The organism is Mojavia sp. (assembly GCF_059505145.1).
In genome coordinates this window covers 82,388-104,626 of record NZ_JCACKA010000053.1, presented here as the reverse complement: position 1 = coordinate 104,626, position 22,239 = coordinate 82,388, and the positions used below count along the sequence as shown (strand labels likewise).

The following is a 22,239-nucleotide window of genomic DNA, read 5'->3' as shown; positions in this document are numbered from 1 at the left end:
GGCTGGGGATTGGGGACTGGGTAGACAAGGGTTACAAGAGAACTAATAACTAATGACTAATCTACAAATTTTTCTAGACATTGCGACCGAAGCGGCGTTAGCTGCGGGTGCTGTGTTGCAGGGGTACTGGGGTAAATTAGAAGATGCAATTACAGAAAAAGGACGCCCTGGTGATTTAGTCACAGCGGCTGATAAAGCTGCGGAAGTTGTGATTTTAGAAATTTTGCGTCGTCACTTTCCTCAGCATTCCATCTTGGCCGAGGAATCAGGGAAACTAGGAAATCAAGACAATGAATATCTTTGGGCAATTGATCCTCTAGATGGCACAACTAACTATGCCCACCAATATCCTTGTTTTGCTGTTTCCATCGGGCTATTAATTAATGGCGTTCCACAAGTCGGTGTAATTTATAACCCTTTTCATGATGAGTTATTCCGTGCTGCTGCTGGCTTAGGAGCAACACGCAATCGTCGCCCTATTCAAGTTTCAGGGGCTTCTGAATTAGGTAAGAGTCTGTTAGTAACAGGATTTGCCTACGATCGCCGCGAAACTTCTGACAACAACTACGCAGAATTTTGTCACCTCACCCATCTGACTCAAGGAGTCAGGCGCAGTGGTTCGGCATCAATGGATTTGGCTTATGTTGCCTGTGGGCGTTTTGATGGCTACTGGGAAAGGGGACTTTCTCCTTGGGATATTGCTGCGGGTGTCATTTTATTACAAGAGGCTGGAGGGAAAGTCACCGCTTACGATGGTTCTCCCTTAAAAATTGAGTCTGGTAGAATTCTCGCTACGAATGGTTATATTCACGACACCCTCAGCCGTGAACTGATGCAAATTCCACCACTATCAACTTGGAAATGAGGTGATGGAAAAATAACTAATTAATTGTATGACTTTTAACAATTGCCTACTGACAAATCACTAATGCACCGAAGTAAACTAGAAAGAATCTTTTTGCTCCTTTGGTGCATACCCCTATATGTTGTTGAAAATAGAGCGCGGACTTTTTAAATATGATTTGACAGATCATCACGCAGTTTTGTGCGTTCCCGTTGATGCGGATATCACAGAGATCCGCAAACGCTATCTCAAAATTGCCCGTCGCTTGCATCCTGATACCAATGCTGCTGCAAATGCTGCGGACAAGGAGGCATCTAGCGAGTTTTTATCAAAGTTGGTTAACCCAGCTTATGAAAAACTTTCTGTGGAACGCAATCGCGCAGAGTATATTATAGTTCTGTCTCAAATGGGTAAGCGTTTAGTACAAGAAGCTACTTCGGTAGAAATTCACACTGAGTTGGGTAAACAGCTAGCTACTGCCCCGGAAGCAAATATAGATCACCTTTATAAAACTGCGATCGCGAAAATTGCAGAAACCCAATATGATTCATTGCAGCCAGTACCGCAAATTATTGCCCAAATTAGTGAGTTGAATTTAGTTTACTTAATGCGAACTGCTGCCAAATCATTAGCAGCGCCACCACCTGTTCAACCCAAGAGTACTTCAGCTACGCCAACATCAAATCCGACAAAAAAAAATCAGGATGTACCACCACCAGCACCTGTCAAAGAAGATTCAGCACTAGAACACTATTTTCGTCGCGCTCAAAGTTTGATCGACAAAAACCAATTCGCCCCAGCTCAGGTAGAGTTGCAAGATGCTCTCAAACTAGAACCAAAGAATAGTCGTTGCCATAGCCTGATAGGATTGGTGTACTTAAAGCAAAATCAGCTGAAAATGGCAAAAATTCACTTTGACAATGCGCTGAAGTTAGACCCCAAAGACCAAATAGCTTTGGAATGGAAACCCAAATTAGACAAGGCTTTGGGGCAAAAATCTAGTGGTTCTAACACTAATTCACCATCCAAGACAGTTGGTAAATCAGATAACTCTGGGAATGGTGGTTTGTTTGGTGGTTTGTTTGGTGGGAAGAAAAAATAATGGTGTATCAACCAGCAGCGGGAGCCAGGGATTTATTACCTTTGGATGTGGCTCAAAAACGCTGGATTGAAGATAGGTTGCAGCAAGTATTTCACCGTTGGGGATATCACAGAATTATCACCTCGACGCTGGAGCGCATGGATACCCTGATGGCGGGGGAAGCAATTCAGCGTCAAACGGTAATTCAACTCCAAAATGCTGAAGATGAAGAATTAGGGCTACGTCCAGAACTCACAGCTTCTATTGCTCGCACTGTTGTCACTCGGATGGCAGGTGCTACTTATCCGCAACGGCTATACTACAATGCCAATGTATTTCGCCGGATTTGGGAAAACAGGCATAATCGTCAGCAAGAGTTTTATCAAGCTGGAGTTGAGTTGCTGGGAGCTGTTGGATTACTAGCAAACGCCGAAGTGCTGTTGTTAGTGGCAGACTGTTTAGCCGCGCTTTCGTTGCAGGGGTGGCATTTAATTTTAGGTGAGGCGGGAATCACACGATCGCTATTGAATGCTTTTCCGAGTCATTTACAAGGTAAAATTCGCAGTGCGATCGCCAATCTCGACCGCATTACCATAGATAATTTACCCCTCAGCAGCGAACTGCGCGATCGTGCCAAAATGATTTTGGATTTGCGTGGTACGAGTACCGAAGTATTGCGACAAGTCAATAATCTAGATTTAGACAAAGAGCAACAAGAAGCTGTCAAAAACCTCACGTCTTTAGTTGAGTTACTCGAATCAAAAGGAAATGTTCCTTTAATCCTCGACCTCAGCCTAATTCAAACCATAGATTACTACACCGGTATTGTGTTTGAAGTCGTCAGTGATATTGAAGGACAAGCCCAGGTTTTAGGAAGAGGTGGTCGATACGATCAGCTTTTGGGGCTATATCATCCCCAAGGAGAAAATATTCCTGGCATAGGCTTTGCCCTCAACATTGAAGATTTATACCAAATTATCTTGTCTACTCAGCAATTACCGCAGGCTCCCCCAGCGAGTGATTGGTTAGTAGTACCAGAGACTGCTAGTGCTGAGGCTGCTGCTTTTGCCTACGCGCAAAAACTACGATATTCTACCGAACTAGTACGGGTAGAAATGGATTTGGGAGGAAGAAACCCAGATGCGATCCGGCAATATGCACGCGATCGCAGCATTGCCCAAATTGCTTGGATTCAAGCTGATGGCTCACCAACAATAGAACCATTAAATTCGTAGGAAATTTTTCTAATTGCTAGGCTAGAAATAGCCGATCAAAACAGAGGGAATCAAGAATATGCCACACACAATTGTTACTAATGTCTGTGAAGGCATTGCTGACTGCGTAGATGCCTGTCCAGTAGCTTGCATTCACGAAGGCCCAGGCAAGAATGTCAAGGGAACTGATTGGTACTGGATTGATTTTGCCACTTGCATTGATTGTGGTATATGTATCCAAGTTTGCCCAGTTGAAGGAGCGATTGTTCCTGAAGAAAGACCCGAATTGCAAAAAACACCCTAACTGAAACGTATTCGCACAGCGTCTGCGATAGGAGAAGGATAAAGGATGAAGCATGAAGATGAAAGGCCTATCTATTCACAAATAGTTATGGATTTTATCTATATTGCTTCATGGTTTATCCTTCTGTGATCTAGACTTATTTTTTAATTGATTAATGACTATTAACTAATTAATTATTGGCTAATGACTAATAACTATTTGCTAGAAGTTCAAAATGTTCACGCTGGATATATTAAAGATGTAGATATCCTGCAAGGTGTAAATTTCCGGGTAGAACCGGGAGAATTAGTCACAGTGATTGGCCCTAACGGCGCTGGAAAATCTACCTTGGCGAAAACTATTTTTGGACTTTTAACACCCCATACAGGCACAATTACTTTTAAAGGTGAGAATATTGCTGGGCTTAAGTCAAATCAAATAGTTCAAAGGGGAATGTGCTATGTACCGCAAATTGCCAATGTCTTCCCCTCGCTGAGTATTGAAGAAAACCTAGAAATGGGGGCGTTTGTACTTAATACTCCCCTTAAACCGTTGAAAGATAAAATATTTACCATGTTCCCCAGACTAAGCGATCGCCGTCGTCAACGTGCTGGCACTCTTTCTGGAGGAGAACGTCAAATGCTAGCTATGGGCAAAGCTTTGATGTTGGAACCTAGCTTATTACTCTTGGATGAACCTTCTGCTGCTTTATCGCCCATCCTAGTTACACAAGTGTTTGAGCAGATTCAGCAAATTAACCAGGGAGGTACAGCAATTGTACTGGTAGAACAAAATGCCCGTAAAGCACTGGAAATGGCTCATCGTGGTTATGTACTGGAGTCTGGACGCGATGCCATCTCCGGGCCTGGTCAAGAATTATTAAATGACCCTAAAGTGGGGGAACTGTATCTAGGCGCAGGGAAGGGTCATTAAGGGATTGGGGACTGGGCATTGGGCATTGGGGAAGCAGTGCAGAAAACTAGACTCCTCACTACTCACAACTAGGCACTCAGCACTCAGCACTCAGCACTCTTTATTAATGATTAAATGACTGTTAAACCGTGTAGTAGGGTACTCTTAGATCCTGCTGAGTTCTGATATCTTCCTGGCAACGACGAAACTGTTGTCAGGTAAATTAATGGCTCGAATTAACGGATTTGTAGGACGTCGTGATTTCTTGAAATTGGCAGGTTTGGTCGGTATTGCATCTGCTAGTTTTGGCGGTAGCCTACTGTGGAGTAAACAACAAGTTGCAGTTGCTGATGTTTATCCAGTAAATCCTCATCAAGCTTTAAAACGTTTATTGGATGGTAATCAAAGATTTTTACTTCAGCAACGGCAATATCCCGATCAATCACTAGAACGCCTACGATTACTAACTAAAGCTCAGTATCCTTTTGCTTCAATATTGGGCTGTGCAGATTCTAGAGTACCTGCGGAAATCATCTTCGATCAAGGGCTGGGAAATTTATTTGTCGTCAGAGTGGCTGGTAATGTAGCTAGTGACATGATTATAGGTAGTCTAGAATATTCTACCGCTGTGTTAGGTTCGCAATTGGTTGTAGTTTTGGGCCATATAAGTTGCGGTGCAGTGGTAGAGGCTATCAAAAATGAACCACACCCTGGCAAAATTAACTTTGTTGTTGAGGGCATCAAACCAGCCCTAGCTCAAGTAAATTTAAGTACTGGCAATATTTATGTAAATGCGGTAACAGCTAACATTAAATATCAAGCTGAACAGTTGCAGAAAAGCTCAACGATATTAGCTAAACTAATTAGTGTAGGCAAACTAAAAATTGTTAGTGCTTGTTACGATATCAACACTGGCAAAGTTAATATTATTAAATGAATTTGGCTATTGTGTCTGTAAATATTTAAATTGCTACAAAAAATCTTGTTTTGTAGTGAGTTGTTGAGTTTTGACGGATAATCTAAGAAATCTTTTTAACAATTAGTGGCATAGTAATAAAGTGGGCATTGCTCACACTATAAATTCTTCAGGGATATCAGTATCTAAATGACAGACTTCAGAGAAAATAAAGAGTGGGAAAAAGCCCATGAACTGACAGTTGCAGTTTATGAGGTTACTAAAACTTTTCCAGAAGAGGAGTTACTAGGATTAACGCAACAAATTCGTTTAGCTTGTGCTGCTATTCCGATTAAAATTGCTCAGGGATGCGATCGCGAAGATGATCACCAAGAACAAGTTGATTATCTTGAATTGGCAAAGGATGCAACAATTGAGGTGGAATATTACCTTCTGCTCTGCTATGAGTTAAATATGCTCGCATCATCCGATTACGATCGCCTAATCAGCCATGTAGTGGAAGTCAAAGAACTGCTTGACTATTTTATTGACAAGCTGAGTCGGAATTTTTGATGATTCTCCAACTCCTCCCAGAACACCTGCAAATCATTCGTACCCATGCTGAAACCGCTTATCCCGACGAGTGTTGCGGTATAATACTGGGTCATCTGGGCAGTGAAGGCAAAACTGTAGTAGAAGTTATGCCAGCAGAAAACGCCTGGAACACAGAAGCAACAGTTGATTTTCCAAATGATGGCGTAGAGAGTCAAAGGCGACGATATGCGATCGCACCTCAATTTATGTTACAAGCTCAAACAAAAGCACGCGATCGCTCACTAAATATTATTGGTATTTACCACTCCCATCCCGATCATCCCGCTATTCCCTCAGAATGCGATCGCCTCTATGCTTGGCCAGAATACTCGTATATAATAGTTTCCGTTCAAAATGGCAAAGCCACCACACTTCAAAGCTGGAGTCTTGATGATAGTCATCAGTTCCAACCAGAAGCAATTAAAAACATAATTTAAACAACTGATATATACGGATATCATTTTTCGCTACGATTAATAGTCCGCTCTCCACATTAAACTGCTATGCTCAATCCCAATCTGGATGAAATCCAGTTGACAAAAGACGACTACGAACGCTACTCCCGCCACCTAATTTTGCCAGAAGTTGGGCTGGAGGGACAAAAACGGCTGAAAGCTGCCAGTGTACTGTGTATCGGTACAGGTGGACTAGGTGCGCCATTACTGTTATATTTGGCAGCCGCCGGTATCGGACGCATCGGTATTGTTGATTTTGATGTCGTCGATACTTCCAATTTGCAACGCCAAGTTATTCACGGTACATCCTGGGTAGGTAAACCCAAGATTCAATCGGCCAAAGAGCGAATTCTCGAAATTAACCCTTATTGTCAGGTTGATCTCTATGAAACTCGCCTCAGTTCCGAAAATGCTCTGAGTATTTTAGAGCCTTATGATATTGTCGTGGATGGAACCGATAACTTCCCCACTAGATATCTCGTCAACGACGCTTGTGTGCTACTCAACAAGCCCAACGTCTACGGTTCAATTTTCCGCTTTGAAGGGCAAGCCACTGTATTTAACTACCAAGGTGGGCCCAATTATCGTGACTTGTACCCCGAACCACCACCACCAGGAATGGTTCCCTCTTGTGCAGAAGGTGGAGTGCTAGGAATATTGCCAGGAATTATCGGCGTAATTCAAGCCACAGAAACCGTCAAAATTATTATTGGGCAGGGTAATACTCTTAGCGGGCGACTGCTGCTATACAACGCCTTAGACATGAAGTTTCGGGAGTTGAAGTTGCGTCCCAACCCCATCCGCCCAGTGATTGAAAAGCTGGTAGACTATGAAGAATTCTGCGGTATCCCACAAGCTAAGGCAGAGGAGGCGAAACAGCAGATGGAAATTCAAGAAATGACTGTAACGGAGTTAAAACAGTTGCTGGATAGCGGTGCGAAAGATTTCGTGCTGTTAGATGTCCGCAATCCCCATGAGTATGAAATTGCAAAGATTCCTGGCTCCGTATTAGTGCCATTGCCAGATATTGAAAATGGGGATGGCGTTCACAAGGTAAAGGAAATACTCAATGGTCATCGCTTAATTGCTCATTGTAAGATGGGCGGGCGATCGGCAAAAGCCCTTGGCATCCTCAAAGAAGCTGGTATTGCCGGAACAAACGTCAAAGGTGGAATTACCGCTTGGAGTCGGGAAGTCGATCCGTCAGTTCCTGAATATTAAAGCGAACTACAAAGTGCAAAGATAAAACAGAGGGGATTAGGTGAATGTTTCATCATCCCCATTTTTTTAACTAAATTTAGTACCGCTTGGAATAAGTTCGTAGCTTTTTTAAACGCAGAGGGGCGCGGAGTAACGCAGAGTATTTTTAAAGTAAATAGGACTTACGCAATAACTCTCTGAAACTCTTATAACTTAGTGTCCTTTGTGTTCTTTGCGGTTCGTTTTTTCATAATTTTGCGTAAGTCCTGGTAAATTCGCTACGAATTAATGAATAGCATCTAGAGTTCTAGGTTTGAAGCTGTTGCCGAATTTTAGAGAATTGGTATAAATTCTTTACTTCTTTGCTCAGGACTCAGGACTCAGGACTCAGCACTCACTCCACTGCTCCGAGAATTTTCAGACTCGCTTTTTGAGCTTTACTTAAACCTATTACACCTTGAATGTTCATTCCTTCATAAGGGCGGGGCGATCGCAAAATTTGCAAACACTCTCCTGTAGTTATATCCCAAAGCCTAACCGTCTCATCTTGAGAACCAGTAGCAAAGATTTGTCCGTTAGGGTCAAAGGCGATGTCCCAGATCCAATTTGTATGTCCATGAAGTGTATTCAGACATTCGCCCGTATGAACATCCCAAATTTTAATCGTCAAATCTTGGCTAACGCTAACAACCTGATCACCTTGGGGGCTAAATTTGACACTGGTTATCATTTTGCTGTGTCCCGACAAAGTTTGCCGACAGTCCCCGGTTTTAATGTCCCATAACTTGAGAGTTAAATCTATACCACCACTAACCAGTGTGTGACCGTCTGGACTAAAGGCGATCGCATAAATCCAACCCTGATGCCCTTTGAATTCCTGAATAATTTTTTCTGTTGGGACATTCCATAGTTTAATTGTGCTGTCAGCACTCCCACTGGCCAGAGTGTTACCATCGGGACTATAAGACAATGAAAATATAAAACCTGTATGTTCCTGTAAAGTTTTTAGGCATTGTCCAGTTTTTACATCCCATAACTTAATCGTACTATCAGCACTGCCACTAGCCAGAGTTTTACCATCGGGACTATAAAACAATGAAAATATAAAACCTGTATGCCCCTCTAATGTTCTCAGACCTTGGCCTTTACTTATATGCCAGACGCGGATTGTTTGATCAAGACTGCTACTGAAAAGAGTCTGTCCATCAGAACTAAAGACCAGGGCTGTCACATTACTCCTATGCCCATGGAAAGTTTTTAAGCACTTGCCAGTGGCTATATCCCACAATCTAACTAACTGGCTTGTATTAGCAGCTAAAGACTCTCCATCTGGGCTGAAGGCTACAGCCCAAACAAAACTTGGATATCCCTGAAAAGTTTTGATGCATCGTCCGGTAGCAACCTCCCATAACCTGATAGTTTGGTCTTCAGCAGCACTGGCCAGAAACCGCCCATCTGGACTAAACGTCACTGAGGAAACACGACTTGTATGACCAGACAAAGTTTGGATGCATTGTCCTGTTTGCACATCCCAAAAACTAATTGAAGACGCTTCTTTGGCGATCGCTAAAATTTGAGCATCGGGGCTAAAGGCAACCGACCAAACAAATTCAATTTGCGACCCTTGTAAAGTTTTCCAGCACTCACCTGTGTTCACATTCCATAGCTTTACGGTGTTATCTTTACTACCGCTGGCTAGGGTACGCCCATCTGGACTGAAAGCAATAGACCAAACTGCTTGAGTGTGTCCTTGCAAAGTTTTCCAGCATTCACCCGTGCTAACATCCCATAGCTTCACTGTTGTGTCGAGACTTGCACTTGCCAGAATTGCGCCATTTTTGCTAAAGGCAACTTGGCGGATCATATCCGTGTGTCCTTGCAATGTTTTCAGACAATGACCGCTACTGACATCCCAGAGCTTGATGATGTTATCTGCTCTACCGCTAGCCAGCAGAGTTCCATCCGAACTGAAGCGCACAGACCAGCAACGTACATTATCTTGTTCTAAAGTGTGCAAAAGCATTCCTGTGCTGACATCCCAGAGTTTGATGATGCCATCATCACTACAACTTGCAAGAGTTTGACTATTAGGACTGAAGGTTGCTACCCGAACCCAGCCAATATGACCGTCAAAATTCTGTAATTGTCTACCATCTATGACATTCCACAACCGCACTCCGCCATTGGCATCGCCAGTAGCCAGCAATTTACCATCTGGACTGAATTCTACCCACAGGACATTAACTATAGCTTCAGTAAAAGTTGATTTCCTGATATCGGTATTTCTGAAGTTGACTTGATGCAGATTAACGCCTTGGAAATCAGCCTGCCAAATCGTTAAGCCAGAAAAATTGTAGCCCGTCAAATCAACTTTCATCTGACGTAGCAGGTTGATTGCATTACCACCACCATATCCTGGTATTGCTGAAAAATTATCGCGCAATCTAGCAATGATTTTTTTTAACCGTTGTTCAATTGCTGCTGAGGTTCTCAAGCTAGTTTTTAACTTGTTTAATATAGGTTTTAAAATTACCCGCTTCTGGCTTTCTCTAACGTAGTCTTTAGCAGTAGCTTCAATTAATGCATGGGTATTAAATAATTCAATCTCCCCAGTTATTGTTTCACGGCAAATCTGTTTAATTAGTTTGTCAGTCACATATTCCATGACTACAGGTTGTTGGCTATAGCCAGCTAAATGCTGTTCTATTAGCGATCGCCCTTGCAGAGATAACAACGCTTCTAGCAATTCTCGCTTGGATATTTTGGGTACGATATCCTCTTGCAATTGCGTTAGCTTCACCCATTCTCGTTTGATTGCTAACCAGTACATCACTTGCTTTTCGTTAGCAGACAAGCGATTAAATTGTTGCTCTAAAATCTCCCAAATATCACCAAAAACAATAGGCCCTTGCTGCAAAAATTGCCTAACATCCCCGTCAAATAGCCGCTGGATTGTGGTTGCTACAATTTTCAAAGCCAAGGGATTACCTGTATAGCGCTGAATCAAGTTGTCGTATTCAGTCGCAGAATGCACCAGTCCTTTGCTTGTGATAATTTGCTGTGCTTCTGCTTGCGGTAGACCAGTTAGTTGCAGTGATCGCACGGGTAAAGTTGCTCCTTCCCTTGCTGTGAAACCACTTGGTTTCTCCCGGCTGGTGAATACTAGGCAACTTTGATGGCGTTCATCTCCCACTCGCCTGAAAAGGTGACCGTATTCTTGATATCCCGAACGATAGCGACCGGATCTTTTCCCACTCTCCAAAATCGATTCGGCATTATCCAGTACAATCAGACAACGTTGGGAGCGTAAATACTTCATCAGGCAAGAAATTTGTTTGTCTACAGTTTCTGGCAGATTCACTTCTTGCTGATCGGAAACAAATAAAATTATTTCCCTTAAAAGATCAACTATTGGTGGGGCATTTCGGAGACTGCGCCAAATTACATAATTAAACTCGCCCTGTAACTGTTCTGCCAATTTCACAGATAAAGCTGTTTTACCAATACCCCCCATACCTAACAGCGCTATCAAACGGCATTTATCATTAATAATCCATTGTTGCAGCTTTGCCTGTTCGGCCTTGCGTCCATAGAAGATAGAGACATCAATTGCTTCTCCCCAGTCTTGACGCTGCTTCCCTTTAGGGGCGGTGGTATAAGCTTCTAACTCTACTGGCGAGAGACTCGAATAACGCCGTCTCAAGACAGATTTGATGTTACTTTTATTAACATTCTCTCCTAGTGCCTTTGAGATCGTCTGCCATAACCTAAAACCTACATCTCGGATGTAATCATCGTCATAACCTGAGCTTTCTGCAATTTGTGCATAAGTGTATCCTTCCCACGACTGACGGAGCACTAACTCTTGAATGTTAGTTAAATGCTTTTGCTGTAAAGCTATGTCTAAAATCAGCATTGCTTGCTCAAAAGTCAAATCTATGGCTCCCACAGGTTGTCAAAAATAGATTATCCCAGTATTGGTTATGGGGTTTACTTTATAAAGCTGATTTTAAGTCTATTTACTTTAGTGATTCACTTTTTAATTATTTACCTGATTTTTTATGATTTTTTCTCACGCTAAAACAGTATCACTTAAGTCCATTGTTATATTATTAACTATTTTATATAGTACCAGTATTTTTACGCAGGCTAATTAAATGAAGATTATAGCAATCCGATTTGATTCCTGAATCGCTCGTAGAGACAGGGAACTCTTAACAGGAAAGAAGGAATAAATGTGTACCTAGTTCCGCAAAAATCAAATAGGAGTTTTATATAAGAGTTAAAATATAATATTGTATACAAAAAGCAAAAATAGCAAGGTTCGTAAAGATATATTTTTAATCAAATTAAAAATAACTAAAAATTTGTCTTTATTAACTACAGTTAATATACGATTTAATATATTAAAAAATTTTATTTATAAATCACATTATCCTAGTGCAAAAAAGTCAGTGATCATCCAAATTCTTTAGCTGAGTTTTTTCAACTACGAAGTTTTCTCAGTTCAACAAGCTGCCATCAATCTGCTTTGATCAGCAGCCTTGGTTTGCCATTGCGTCGATAGACTGACCCCACGCCGACCCAGTGCTAGAAGCAAGTCGATGCTGTAATACGTTTGTTTAATTATCTCCACTACTTATCAGCCTGATTGGGAGTTAATATTTAACGTGGATTGTGCAATACTTGCGCTCTTGTCAACTTTTGATAAAACTTTTAGCACATCATAGGTTTCATAATCAATACTCCAAAATATCAATTTCAAGGAAGTATATTGAGTTATGTGTATTGAATTTGGACGAGAAATCTGCGGTAATCTCGATATCGCAGAGTTACGAGAATGGTTAGTTACCAACGGTATTGGTGGTTATGCTTCTGGCACAGTTGCAGGTTTACTTACCCGGCGCTATCACGGTTTATTGGTAGCGGCATTGAAACCACCTCTGGGCCGCACTTTGTTGCTGGCCAAACTTGATGAAACTGCCGTATATGATGGACGCTCTTATTCTTTACACACAAACCGTTGGGTGGATGGGATTGTCAGTCCTCAAGGTTATCGACACATCGAAAGTTTTTCTTTAGAAGGGACAATTCCCGCCTGGCGTTTTGCCTTGGCTGATGCTTTGTTAGAAAAACGCGTGTGGATGCAGCAGGCAGCTAACACAACTTATGTACAATATCTCCTGCGTCGTGCTACCCAACCGTTAAAGTTGACGCTCAAAGCAATGGTCAACTACCGCGATTATCATGGTGATACCCAAAGTAATGGTTGGCAGATGAGTGTTAATCGAGTTACGCAAGGAATTTCTATTACTGCTTATCCAGGTGCTGTACCCTTATATTTACTAAGTGACAAAGGCGATGCTGCTCCCGTCCACCATTGGTATTATGGCTTTGACTTGGCGGTTGAACGTTATCGCGGACTGAACGACAAGGAAGACCACCTCCACGCTGCTAGCTTTGAAGTTACACTCCAACCTGGAGAATCACTTACGTTTGTTGCCAGTACAGAAAAGCAACCAGATTTGAATGGTGAAGCAGCAATCAACCTACGTCGCACTTATGAGCAAAAACTGCTCGAACCTCTACAATCTAAAGACTCACCCACTTGGATTAATCACTTGATACTCGCTGCTGATCAGTTTATTGTCAATCGTTCAGTACCAGAAGATAGCGACGGCAAAAGTATTATTGCTGGTTATCACTGGTTTAGCGACTGGGGACGCGACACCATGATTAGTCTACCTGGTCTGACAATTTCTACTGGTCGTCCAAAGGTTGCACGCTCTATTCTTCGCACTTTTTCTCGGTATGTAGACCAGGGAATGTTACCAAATCGCTTTCCTGATGCAGGTGAGCAACCAGAATATAATACAGTTGATGCTACTTTATGGTACTTTGAAGCAGTCCGCGCTTACTACAGTGCCACAGGCGATGATGATTTGCTTAACGAACTATTTCCGGTACTTGCAGATATCATTGATTGCCATTTTCGCGGTACACGCTTCAACATCCACCTCGATGCAACTGATGGTTTGCTCTACGCCGGGGAAACAAGTGTACAACTTACCTGGATGGATGCCAAAGTTGGAGATTGGGTAGTCACGCCCCGGATTGGTAAGCCCATCGAAGTAAATGCCCTGTGGTATAATGCGCTACGGTCAATGGCAAAGTTTGCTCAACAGCTTGGTAAACCACATCAAGAGTATGAGGCAATGGCAGATCGTGGCTTAAGCAACTTTTCTCGCTTTTGGAATCAGCAAACAGGCTATTGCTATGACGTTATAGACAGTCCAGATGGCAATGATGCATCCTTGCGTCCTAACCAAATATTTGCAGTTTCATTACTAGAAAGTCCCCTCTCGCCTGTTCAACAAAAGGATGTAGTTGATGCTTGTGGGCGAATGCTCCTAACTTCTCATGGATTGCGATCGCTTGCTCCCAATCATTCCCAATATCAAGGAATTTACGGAGGCGATCAGTATCAACGAGATGGAGCTTATCATCAAGGAACAGTCTGGGGTTGGTTATTAGGCCCGTTTGTTCTAGCTCATCTACGCGTTTATCAAAATCCTCAACAAGCTCGCCAATTTCTCCAGCCCATGGCCAATCATCTCACGGCTCATGGGCTTGGTAGCCTCAGCGAAATTTTTGATGGCGATCCTCCCATGACTCCACGGGGATGTATTGCCCAAGCTTGGACGGTTGCAGAAGTTTTGCGCGCTTGGTTAGCGACAATTCGTAATTAAGAGGCATAAGATTTGCAATCACTTTCTTAAAATTTTTCTGTTTTTTTCTGCCAAATCCCATTCTCAAGCAGATACTGGTGGCGCGAGTTCCTTTTCAGGAATGGGGAAATATTACAGTTCATTGCAATCTCTGCTTTAAGGGTTGTCAAGTTGAAGTCATTTCGACTACGATAACAAAGCAAACTCATAACGACTACATTTAAATCCCCTGTTGATGAGTTAGTTCAAGCTCGGCTTCCTAAACAGATAGATATTGCGACGTCCTAGTAAATTAATAGAGAAATCACCCAGTATGGCAGACCCCAAAACATTGACAACCGCTGATGGTATTCCAGTTGCGGATAACCAGAACTCTTTGACAGCAGGTGAGCGTGGCCCTGTGCTAATGCAGGATTTTCACTTGATGGAGAAGCTAGCTCACTTCAATAGAGAACGAATTCCTGAGCGGGTTGTTCATGCGAAAGGAGCCGCTGCATTTGGCACCTTCACTGTCACTCAAGACATTACTCGTTACAGTAAAGCCAAAGTTTTTTCAGAGATTGGTAAGCAAACCCAGGTTCTTCTCCGATTCTCTACAGTGGGAGGCGAAAAAGGTTCAGCCGATGCCGAACGTGACCCCAGAGGCTTTGCAGTCAAGTTTTATACAGAAGAAGGTAACTGGGATTTGGCAGGTAATAATACGCCAGTCTTCTTTATCCGCGATCCGCTGAAGTTTCCTGATTTCATCCATACGCAAAAGCGTAATCCGCAAACGAATTGCAAAGATGCCAACGCTATGTGGGATTTCTGGTCACTCAGTCCAGAGGCTCTGCATCAAGTTACGATTCTATTTAGCGATCGCGGTACTCCCAAAACCTATCGCCACATGAACGGCTATGGTAGCCATACATTCAGCCTGATCAACGCCCAAGGACAACGGGTTTGGTGCAAGTTTCATTTCAAAACCATCCAGGGCATTGAAAACTTTACCGCAGAAGAAGCAGTACGGGTTAAGGGAGAAGATGCAGACCATGCAACCCGTGACTTATTTGAAGCGATCGAGCGCGGCGACTATCCGAAGTGGCGAGTCTGCATTCAGGTGATGACTGAAGAACAAGCAGCACGTCATCGGGATAATCCTTTTGACCTAACGAAAATTTGGAAGCATTCCGAATATCCCTTGATAGATGTGGGTGTTCTCGAACTCAACCGCAATCCGCAAAACTACTTTGCTGAAGTTGAGCAGGCAGCATTTTCTCCTTCTAACGTCGTTCCTGGTATCAGCTTCTCTCCAGATAAAGTATTGCAAGCTCGCATCATGTCTTATCCTGATGCTCACCGCTATCGGATCGGTGCGAACTATCAGCAATTGCCAGTCAATCAACCGAAGTGTCCAGTAATGCACTACCAGCGCGATGGTGCTATGGCGTTGGGTAACAATGGCGGCAATGCACCCAACTACGAACCTAATAGCTATGAGAACGCGCCAAAACAAAATTGTGCTTATGCAGAGCCAGCTTTAGACTTAGGCAACGTCAAAGCCGATCGCTTCGATCACCGTGCAGGAAATGACAATTACACCCAAGCCGGCGATCTCTATCGACTCATGACACCCGATCAACAAGAGCGTCTCATCCAAAACATTGTGGGCAGTTTGAGTCAAGCACGAAGTGATATTCAGATGCGCCAACTCTGCCACTTCTTCCGTGCAGATATGAATTACGGCCGTCGTGTGGCACAAGGTTTGGGAATTGCGATTGATCCATCGATGATGCCAAAGTCTGGTCAAGCGGTTGGGGTGTAAATAATTCGTAATTCGTAATTCGTAATTCGTAATTCGTTATTACGAATGGGGATAAAAGGTAATTTGTTATATCTCGCTGATATTAACTAATTCAGATACGCGGCTTCTGTAAGGAAATCGCGTATTTTTTTGTTGACAGTGTTGATTATTTCCAAATGGTAGGGGCGATCGCAGCCATAAACAACAAAAAACCAATTTCTCGCACATAGCTGATAAAAACACTTCTATTTAATAACCCATCCCAGAGATAGCCTTGACGTTTCGGCGTAGCGATCCGCTTAAAAGCATGAGTCCAGCTACCGTAAATACCAGGGCCCTTAAAACCACACTAATTAGTAAGAATAGACTCAATCTTATACACACGGGGATAGAAACCGCGCTGAAAGTGTTTCCATTGACTTTCTAAAATCCAGAAAAATGCAGGTATAGCACAACCAATGAGAGCGATAAGCCTGACGGCATAGCTAACGCTTATCGCACTTGCATTTGCTTTCTGCTGTATCATCAATGTTAAAACAGCCCCAGTCCCCGTAATTCCCAGCGCTATGATTACCCAAATCTGCTGATTGTAGTCCTCGATAGTATTTTGGATAAAAAAGTATTCTTCTTTGAGCAACTCTAATTCAAATTCGCTGAGTGGCTTTGGTTGAGGTTCAGCAGGTGATGGGTTAGACATGGCGAATGGTAGAAGTCACTGAGATTAATATAAAGTACAATACTGCGCTAGTTAAACGTGATATCAAGTTTCTCGAAAAGATACGATAGATTTAAGACCAATTGCGCTTGAAGCTAATTCTCCCATAGTCAGCTTATGCAAATTACTCTCAATCTGGACGAATCTCTTCTCAATGAAGCCTTACAGCTTACTAAGATTTCCAACCAAGAAGAACTAATTAGCCTAGCGCTGCAAGAATTTGTGCGATCGCGTCGCAAGAAAAATCTTCTCGACCTCGCCGGACAAATTCAGTTTGCCCCGGACTTCGACCATAAAGCTCTGCGCGAAACTCGTCATGCTGCTGATTAATACATCGGTTTGGATCGGCGTGTTCCGCAATCGCAGCGGTCAAGTTCGTCAACAGCTTGAAACTCTGATTGCCGCTCGTGAAGTTTTTCTCACCCGATTCACTCAGTTGGAATTGCTTCAAGGGAGTTTAAACGAGCAAGAGTGGACTCTCCTCTCCACTTACCTCGAAACACAAGATTACATTGAACCCACACCTCATTCCTGGCAGGCCGCTGCTCGCATTTACTATGACTTGCGCCGCCAAGGACTGACGGTTCGCAGCCCAATTGATTGCTGCATCGCTCAAGCTGCACTGGAAAATAATCTACTTCTGATTCATAACGATCGCGATTTTGAGACAATTGCCCAAGTGCTATCGTTCCAACACCTTCGCTTCCAACCTTGAGCCTTGAGAGTCTCATTTACGGAGCTAAAAGCCTCGTTCACGGAGACAAAAGCTTCATTCACGGAGACAAAAGCTTCATTCACGGAGCTAAAAGCCTCATTCACGGAGCTAAAAGCCTCATTCACGGAGCTAAAAGCCTCGTTCACGGAGCTAAAAGCCTCGTTCACGGAGAAAAAAGCCTCGTTCACGGAGAAAAAAGCCTCGTTCACGAGGATAAAAGCCTCGTTCACGAGGATAAAAGCCTCGTTCACGGAGAAAAAAGCCTTATTAGAGACATTCAATTACAAAAATACCGCAATTGTAGGGGAACGGCTGCGATCGGATAATTGGAAACCCGATGCGCGTTGGCTAATGGGCGCAGGGCAAAATCCGTTACCTTACTATGAGATTTCGCTATAAAACTCGGAATTCATTCGAGGCGGTATCTGCTGAATTAATGTTCTAAACTGGCGATCGCCTTGAGTGCTACGCTTTGAGCGATCGCTCGTTTTTCAATGAATTCTCCAAATCTGCATTTTAATGAAGTAATACCAATTGAAAATTCAAAATTCAAATTTGCGTCTTTGCACCTTTGCGTATCAATACTTCAGCATCATCTAGGATGAGAAAGAGATACTCCAAATAAAAATTAACTGAATTAAGGTGTTGAAAAACACAAGGTGGAGCGAATTATGACAACTCCAACTCAGGAAGAAATCAGATTAGAAGAAGCTTTGACTCATAAAGCTCATTGGCGCAGATGGGGGCCTTATTTGAGCGATCGCCAGTGGGGTACAGTACGAGAAGACTATAGCCCAAATGGTGCTGCATGGGACTATTTCACTCATGAACAGGCTCGTTCCCGTGCTTATCGTTGGGGCGAAGATGGTATTGCTGGTATTTCTGATAACCACCAGCGTCTTTGTTTTGCGATCGCGCTTTGGAATGGTGAAGACTGTATTCTCAAAGAAAGAATTTTTGGACTAACAGGAAGCCAAGGTAATCATGGGGAAGATGTCAAAGATTATTACTTTTATCTGGACAGTACCCCGACTCATTCATATATGAAGGCATTGTACAAATATCCTCAAAAAGCTTTTCCCTATTCTGAATTATTAGCCGAAAATCAATGCAGAAATCGCCAAGAACCAGAATTTGAACTTATAGATACAGGTATATTTGATGACAATCGCTATTTTGATGTCTTCATTGAATATGCTAAACATAATGCTGAAGACATTCTCATCCAAGTTAAAGTAGTCAATCGAGGGCCAGAAGTAAAAACACTGCACCTATTACCTACTCTCTGGTTTCGCAATACTTGGTGTTGGAATGGAGATAACAGTAAACCTATTCTTAAACAAGTTAAATCAGGTAATGATTGGCAAATTATTGCCGCATCTCATCCAACTTTAGGAGGCAGATGGCTGTATTGTGAGGCAGCAAACGAGCTACTATTTACAGAAAATGAGACAAATAATCAGCGATTGTTTGGTTCTGCTAATACATCTGCCTATGTTAAAGATGGCATTAATGATTACATAGTGGATGGAATAAAAGAAGCAGTAAATCCTGATAAAGTTGGCACGAAAGCCTCTGCTGACTATTTGTTAACCGTTGGCGCAGGGGAAACTAAAACTATTAGATTACGCTTGTGCGATGTGCCGAATTTAGCTGAACCATTTGGTAAAGAGTTCGATGCCATCTTTTTAGATAGGCAACGAGAAGCAGATGCATTTTATCAGCGCATTACGCCATTTTCACTCAGTGAAGATATGCGAAATGTGCAGCGACAAGCATTTGCTGGGATGCTTTGGAGCAAGCAATTTTACCACTACATTTTAGAAGATTGGCTCAAGGGCGATCGCAATACACCACCACCTCCTCCAGAACGTCAAAAAGGTAGAAATCGGGAATGGTTCCATCTCTACAATGAAGATATCCTTTCCATGCCTGACAAGTGGGAATATCCCTGGTTTGCTGCTTGGGATTTGGCATTTCATACTATTCCTTTGGCAATGATTGACCCTGATTTTGCCAAGTATCAATTGGACGTTTTAACGCGGGAATGGTATATGCATCCAAACGGACAAATTCCTGCTTATGAGTGGCAGTTTAGCGATGTTAATCCGCCTGTTCATGCTTGGGCAACTTGGCGCGTTTATAAGATTGAACAAAAGATGTATGGACGGTCTGACCGCAAGTTTTTAGAACGGGTATTTCAAAAGTTGATGCTCAATTTCACCTGGTGGGTGAATCGCAAAGATACTGAAGGTAATAACGTCTTTCAGGGAGGATTTCTCGGTTTAGATAATATCGGTGTATTTGACCGCAGCGCTACTTTACCCACAGGTGGACACATCGATCAATCTGATGGTACCAGCTGGATGGGGATGTATTGCCTAAATATGTTGGCGATCGCTCTAGAGTTGGCAAAAACCAATTCTGTTTACGAAGACATCGCCACAAAATTCTTTGAGCATTTCCTTTATATTGCCAATGCCATGAACAAAATTGGCGAACTAGAAGTTAGTTTATGGGATGAGGCAGATGGATTCTACTACGATGTACTGCATTTACCGGAGCAACAGATTACTTTAAAAGTCCGGTCAATTGTGGGACTAATTCCCCTATTTGCAATTGAAACCATTGAACCAGAAACCTTAGAAGCGCTTCCCGGCTTTAAACAGCGCCTAGAATGGTTCATCAAAAACCGACCTGACTTGAAGCAAAATGTCGCTTGTATGGTAACTAAAGGGGTGGGCGCAAGAAGATTGCTGGCAATTGTTTCACAAGATAAACTCAGAAGCATTCTGCAAAAAATGCTCGATGAAAATGAGTTTTTCGGAACCTACGGCATCCGGGCGCTTTCTCGGTTTCATGCTGAACATCCCTATATTTTTGATGTCGATGGGGCCAAATTTTGCGTAGATTATGAACCTGCTGAATCTAGCAGTAGTTTATTTGGTGGTAATTCTAACTGGCGCGGCCCCATCTGGTTTCCGGTGAATTTCCTACTAATTGAATCCCTACAAAAGCTTCATCATTATCTAGGAGATGATTTCCAAGTCGAATGTCCTACAGGTTCTGGTAAAATGATGACGCTTTGGGAAGTTGCATGTGAACTATCTCAGAGACTAACCCGAATTTTCTTGCAAAATTCCTCTGAACAACGTCCCGTTTATGGTAATACACAAAAGTTCCAAACCGATCCGCATTGGCGAGATTTGATTCTTTTTTATGAGTATTTTCATGGCGATAACGGAGCCGGAATTGGAGCAAGCCATCAAACTGGATGGACAGGTTTGGTTGCTAAATTGATCCAGCAATTTGCTGAGTATGAAGGACAAAATCAGAAACCTGAGATAGATAAAAAAAATGAGGCGATCGCCTTAGTATAAGGAAGTAAAAATCAACTCATAGTGCTGAGTGTTGAGTATTGAGCTTTGAGTGAATATAGTAATAAATCTTTTGCTCAAAACTTAGTACTTTTAACTCAGGACTCTTCGTTGTGGCTGTAAATCAAAACATAACCCAATTAAAGGAGGCAAATAAATTGAAGATTGAACAAAAGGAGAATTCTCGCCTTCGTTGGATTAATTTGAATTCTGCGATCGCATCAGTTGATGAAAGTGCAGATTTAATTCAAGGGCTGAATCAAACTCCTAAAAGTTTGCCATGCCGTTATTTCTACGATGACCGAGGTTCAGAATTATTTGAGCAGATTTGTGACTTGCCAGAATATTATCCTACTCGCACTGAGCAAGCAATTTTAGAAAATTACGCTTTAGAAATTGCTCAAATGACAGGCTCCTGTCATTTAATCGAATTAGGTAGTGGTAGTTCACGCAAAACTCGTCTGCTCTTAGAAGCATACAGCCAAATCAATCAAGAACTACAATATTATCCAATTGATGTCAGTGCTGGCATTCTTAAAACCACCGCTTTAGATTTGCTACGTCAATATCCCAAATTAAAGCTTTGTGGTTTAGCAGGAACATATGAGCAAGCATTAGCACAGCTTCCCCCTGCTGAATTACAAAATCGGATGCTCATTTTTTTAGGAAGTACTTTAGGCAATTTGAATCAGGAACAATGCAATAAATTCCTAACTCAAGTTCAACAAGCCTTAAAACCTGGAGAATTCTTTCTTTTAGGAGTAGATCTGCAAAAACCAATAGAAATCCTCGAAGCAGCTTACAACGATTCTCAAGGAGTAACCGCCGCTTTTAACCTCAATATCTTACGCCATCTCAATCAACGTTTTCAAAGTAACTTCGTCATCGACCAATTTGCTCACTTAGCTTTTTATAATCGGGTAGAAAACCAAATTGAAATGCATCTTCGTAGCCTGAAAACTCAAACCGCAGTGCTAGAAGCTTTAGATTTTGAAGTTTCATTTCAAGCAGGAGAAACTATTCGCACCGAAATTTCCCGTAAGTTTTACATACCAACTTTAATCTCTGTTTTAGAGAACCACGCCTTCCAAGCATTACAAGTATGGACTGATCCTCAAGCGTGGTTTGGCTTACTACTTTGCCAACGCCAATGTATAAATAATGAGTGTCCGTAAACTGTTAGGACTTACGCAATAACTCTCTGAAACTCTTATAACTTAGTGTCCTTTGTGTTCTTTGCGGTTCGTTTTTTCATAATTTTGCGTAAGTCCTGACTGTAACAGTCACTCAAATTAAGATATCCTGCGTACAAATTCAATGTTGCAGCTAACCGCAGGATGTCAAACAATTTTGGATTTTAGATTTTGGATTGATTCCACAGATAAATTTGCTTGCTCTGTACCATTAAGGTAAGGAACTATTGGTCAATAAACAATAAATAAT

General features: G+C 42.3%; 18 protein-coding genes. 16 read left to right on the top strand and 2 right to left on the bottom strand.

Annotated features, from left to right (window positions below):
• Positions 1 to 52: 52 nt before the first annotated feature.
• From AC5JL8_RS10865 to moeB, 9 genes are all read left to right on the top strand, one after another.
• A complete protein-coding gene (locus tag AC5JL8_RS10865; RefSeq protein ID WP_495879787.1) occupies positions 53 to 865 on the top strand; it encodes an inositol monophosphatase family protein in 813 nt (270 codons plus the stop codon).
• Between the two features lie 118 nt (positions 866 to 983).
• Positions 984 to 1,946, top strand: coding sequence for a J domain-containing protein (locus AC5JL8_RS10860; protein WP_495879786.1), 963 nt, complete (start codon positions 984 to 986; stop codon positions 1,944 to 1,946).
• Positions 1,946 to 3,160 (top strand): ATP phosphoribosyltransferase regulatory subunit, encoded by a 1,215-nt coding sequence (locus AC5JL8_RS10855; protein WP_495879785.1) that lies wholly within the window; start codon positions 1,946 to 1,948, stop codon positions 3,158 to 3,160. Before AC5JL8_RS10860 ends, AC5JL8_RS10855 begins: the two co-directional genes overlap by 1 nt.
• 58 nt (positions 3,161 to 3,218) lie before the next feature.
• Complete coding sequence (locus AC5JL8_RS10850) at positions 3,219 to 3,443, top strand: ferredoxin family protein (protein ID WP_495879784.1); 225 nt, start codon at positions 3,219 to 3,221, stop codon at positions 3,441 to 3,443.
• Positions 3,444 to 3,626: 183 nt separating this feature from the next.
• A complete protein-coding gene (locus tag AC5JL8_RS10845) occupies positions 3,627 to 4,355 on the top strand; it encodes an ABC transporter ATP-binding protein (RefSeq protein WP_495879783.1) in 729 nt (242 codons plus the stop codon).
• A gap of 205 nt (positions 4,356 to 4,560) precedes the next feature.
• A complete protein-coding gene (locus AC5JL8_RS10840; protein ID WP_495879782.1) occupies positions 4,561 to 5,271 on the top strand; it encodes a carbonic anhydrase in 711 nt (236 codons plus the stop codon).
• Between the two features lie 168 nt (positions 5,272 to 5,439).
• A complete protein-coding gene (locus AC5JL8_RS10835) occupies positions 5,440 to 5,802 on the top strand; it encodes a four helix bundle protein (RefSeq protein WP_495879781.1) in 363 nt (120 codons plus the stop codon).
• Positions 5,802 to 6,260 (top strand): M67 family metallopeptidase, encoded by a 459-nt coding sequence (locus AC5JL8_RS10830; RefSeq protein WP_495879780.1) that lies wholly within the window; start codon positions 5,802 to 5,804, stop codon positions 6,258 to 6,260. The genes AC5JL8_RS10835 and AC5JL8_RS10830 overlap by 1 nt, the downstream gene beginning before the upstream one ends.
• A 66-nt stretch (positions 6,261 to 6,326) precedes the next feature.
• Positions 6,327 to 7,499, top strand: coding sequence for a molybdopterin-synthase adenylyltransferase MoeB (gene moeB, locus AC5JL8_RS10825; RefSeq protein WP_495879779.1), 1,173 nt, complete (start codon positions 6,327 to 6,329; stop codon positions 7,497 to 7,499).
• Between the two features lie 373 nt (positions 7,500 to 7,872).
• On the opposite strand, the gene AC5JL8_RS10820 is transcribed toward moeB, so the two are convergent.
• The gene (locus tag AC5JL8_RS10820; RefSeq protein WP_495879778.1) at positions 7,873 to 11,427 is read right to left on the bottom strand and encodes a WD40 domain-containing protein; all 3,555 of its coding nucleotides are present in this window, start codon (positions 11,425 to 11,427) and stop codon (positions 7,873 to 7,875) included.
• Between the two features lie 832 nt (positions 11,428 to 12,259).
• Between AC5JL8_RS10820 and AC5JL8_RS10815 the strand changes: the two genes are divergently transcribed.
• On the top strand, positions 12,260 to 14,227 hold the full coding sequence (locus AC5JL8_RS10815; protein ID WP_495879777.1) for an amylo-alpha-1,6-glucosidase: 1,968 nt from the start codon (positions 12,260 to 12,262) through the stop codon (positions 14,225 to 14,227).
• Positions 14,228 to 14,519: 292 nt separating this feature from the next.
• A complete protein-coding gene (locus AC5JL8_RS10810; RefSeq protein ID WP_495879776.1) occupies positions 14,520 to 16,010 on the top strand; it encodes a catalase in 1,491 nt (496 codons plus the stop codon).
• Positions 16,011 to 16,338: 328 nt separating this feature from the next.
• On the opposite strand, the gene AC5JL8_RS10805 is transcribed toward AC5JL8_RS10810, so the two are convergent.
• Positions 16,339 to 16,686, bottom strand: coding sequence for a hypothetical protein (locus AC5JL8_RS10805; protein ID WP_495879775.1), 348 nt, complete (start codon positions 16,684 to 16,686; stop codon positions 16,339 to 16,341).
• Positions 16,687 to 16,821: 135 nt separating this feature from the next.
• Here AC5JL8_RS10805 and AC5JL8_RS10800 point away from each other — a divergent pair, with 135 nt between their 5' ends.
• The 5 genes from AC5JL8_RS10800 (at position 16,822) to egtD (ending at position 21,971) form a co-directional block, all read left to right on the top strand.
• Positions 16,822 to 17,034: a type II toxin-antitoxin system VapB family antitoxin gene (locus AC5JL8_RS10800; protein WP_495879774.1), complete on the top strand. Its 213-nt coding sequence runs from the start codon at positions 16,822 to 16,824 to the stop codon at positions 17,032 to 17,034.
• On the top strand, positions 17,021 to 17,419 hold the full coding sequence (vapC, locus tag AC5JL8_RS10795) for a type II toxin-antitoxin system VapC family toxin (protein ID WP_495879773.1): 399 nt from the start codon (positions 17,021 to 17,023) through the stop codon (positions 17,417 to 17,419). The genes AC5JL8_RS10800 and vapC overlap by 14 nt, the downstream gene beginning before the upstream one ends.
• 3 nt (positions 17,420 to 17,422) lie before the next feature.
• Complete coding sequence (locus AC5JL8_RS10790; protein WP_495879772.1) at positions 17,423 to 17,818, top strand: hypothetical protein; 396 nt, start codon at positions 17,423 to 17,425, stop codon at positions 17,816 to 17,818.
• Positions 17,819 to 18,090: 272 nt separating this feature from the next.
• The gene (locus AC5JL8_RS10785; RefSeq protein WP_495879771.1) at positions 18,091 to 20,799 is read left to right on the top strand and encodes an MGH1-like glycoside hydrolase domain-containing protein; all 2,709 of its coding nucleotides are present in this window, start codon (positions 18,091 to 18,093) and stop codon (positions 20,797 to 20,799) included.
• A gap of 155 nt (positions 20,800 to 20,954) precedes the next feature.
• Positions 20,955 to 21,971: an L-histidine N(alpha)-methyltransferase gene (egtD, locus tag AC5JL8_RS10780; RefSeq protein ID WP_495879770.1), complete on the top strand. Its 1,017-nt coding sequence runs from the start codon at positions 20,955 to 20,957 to the stop codon at positions 21,969 to 21,971.
• The last annotated feature ends 268 nt before the right edge of the window (positions 21,972 to 22,239 follow it).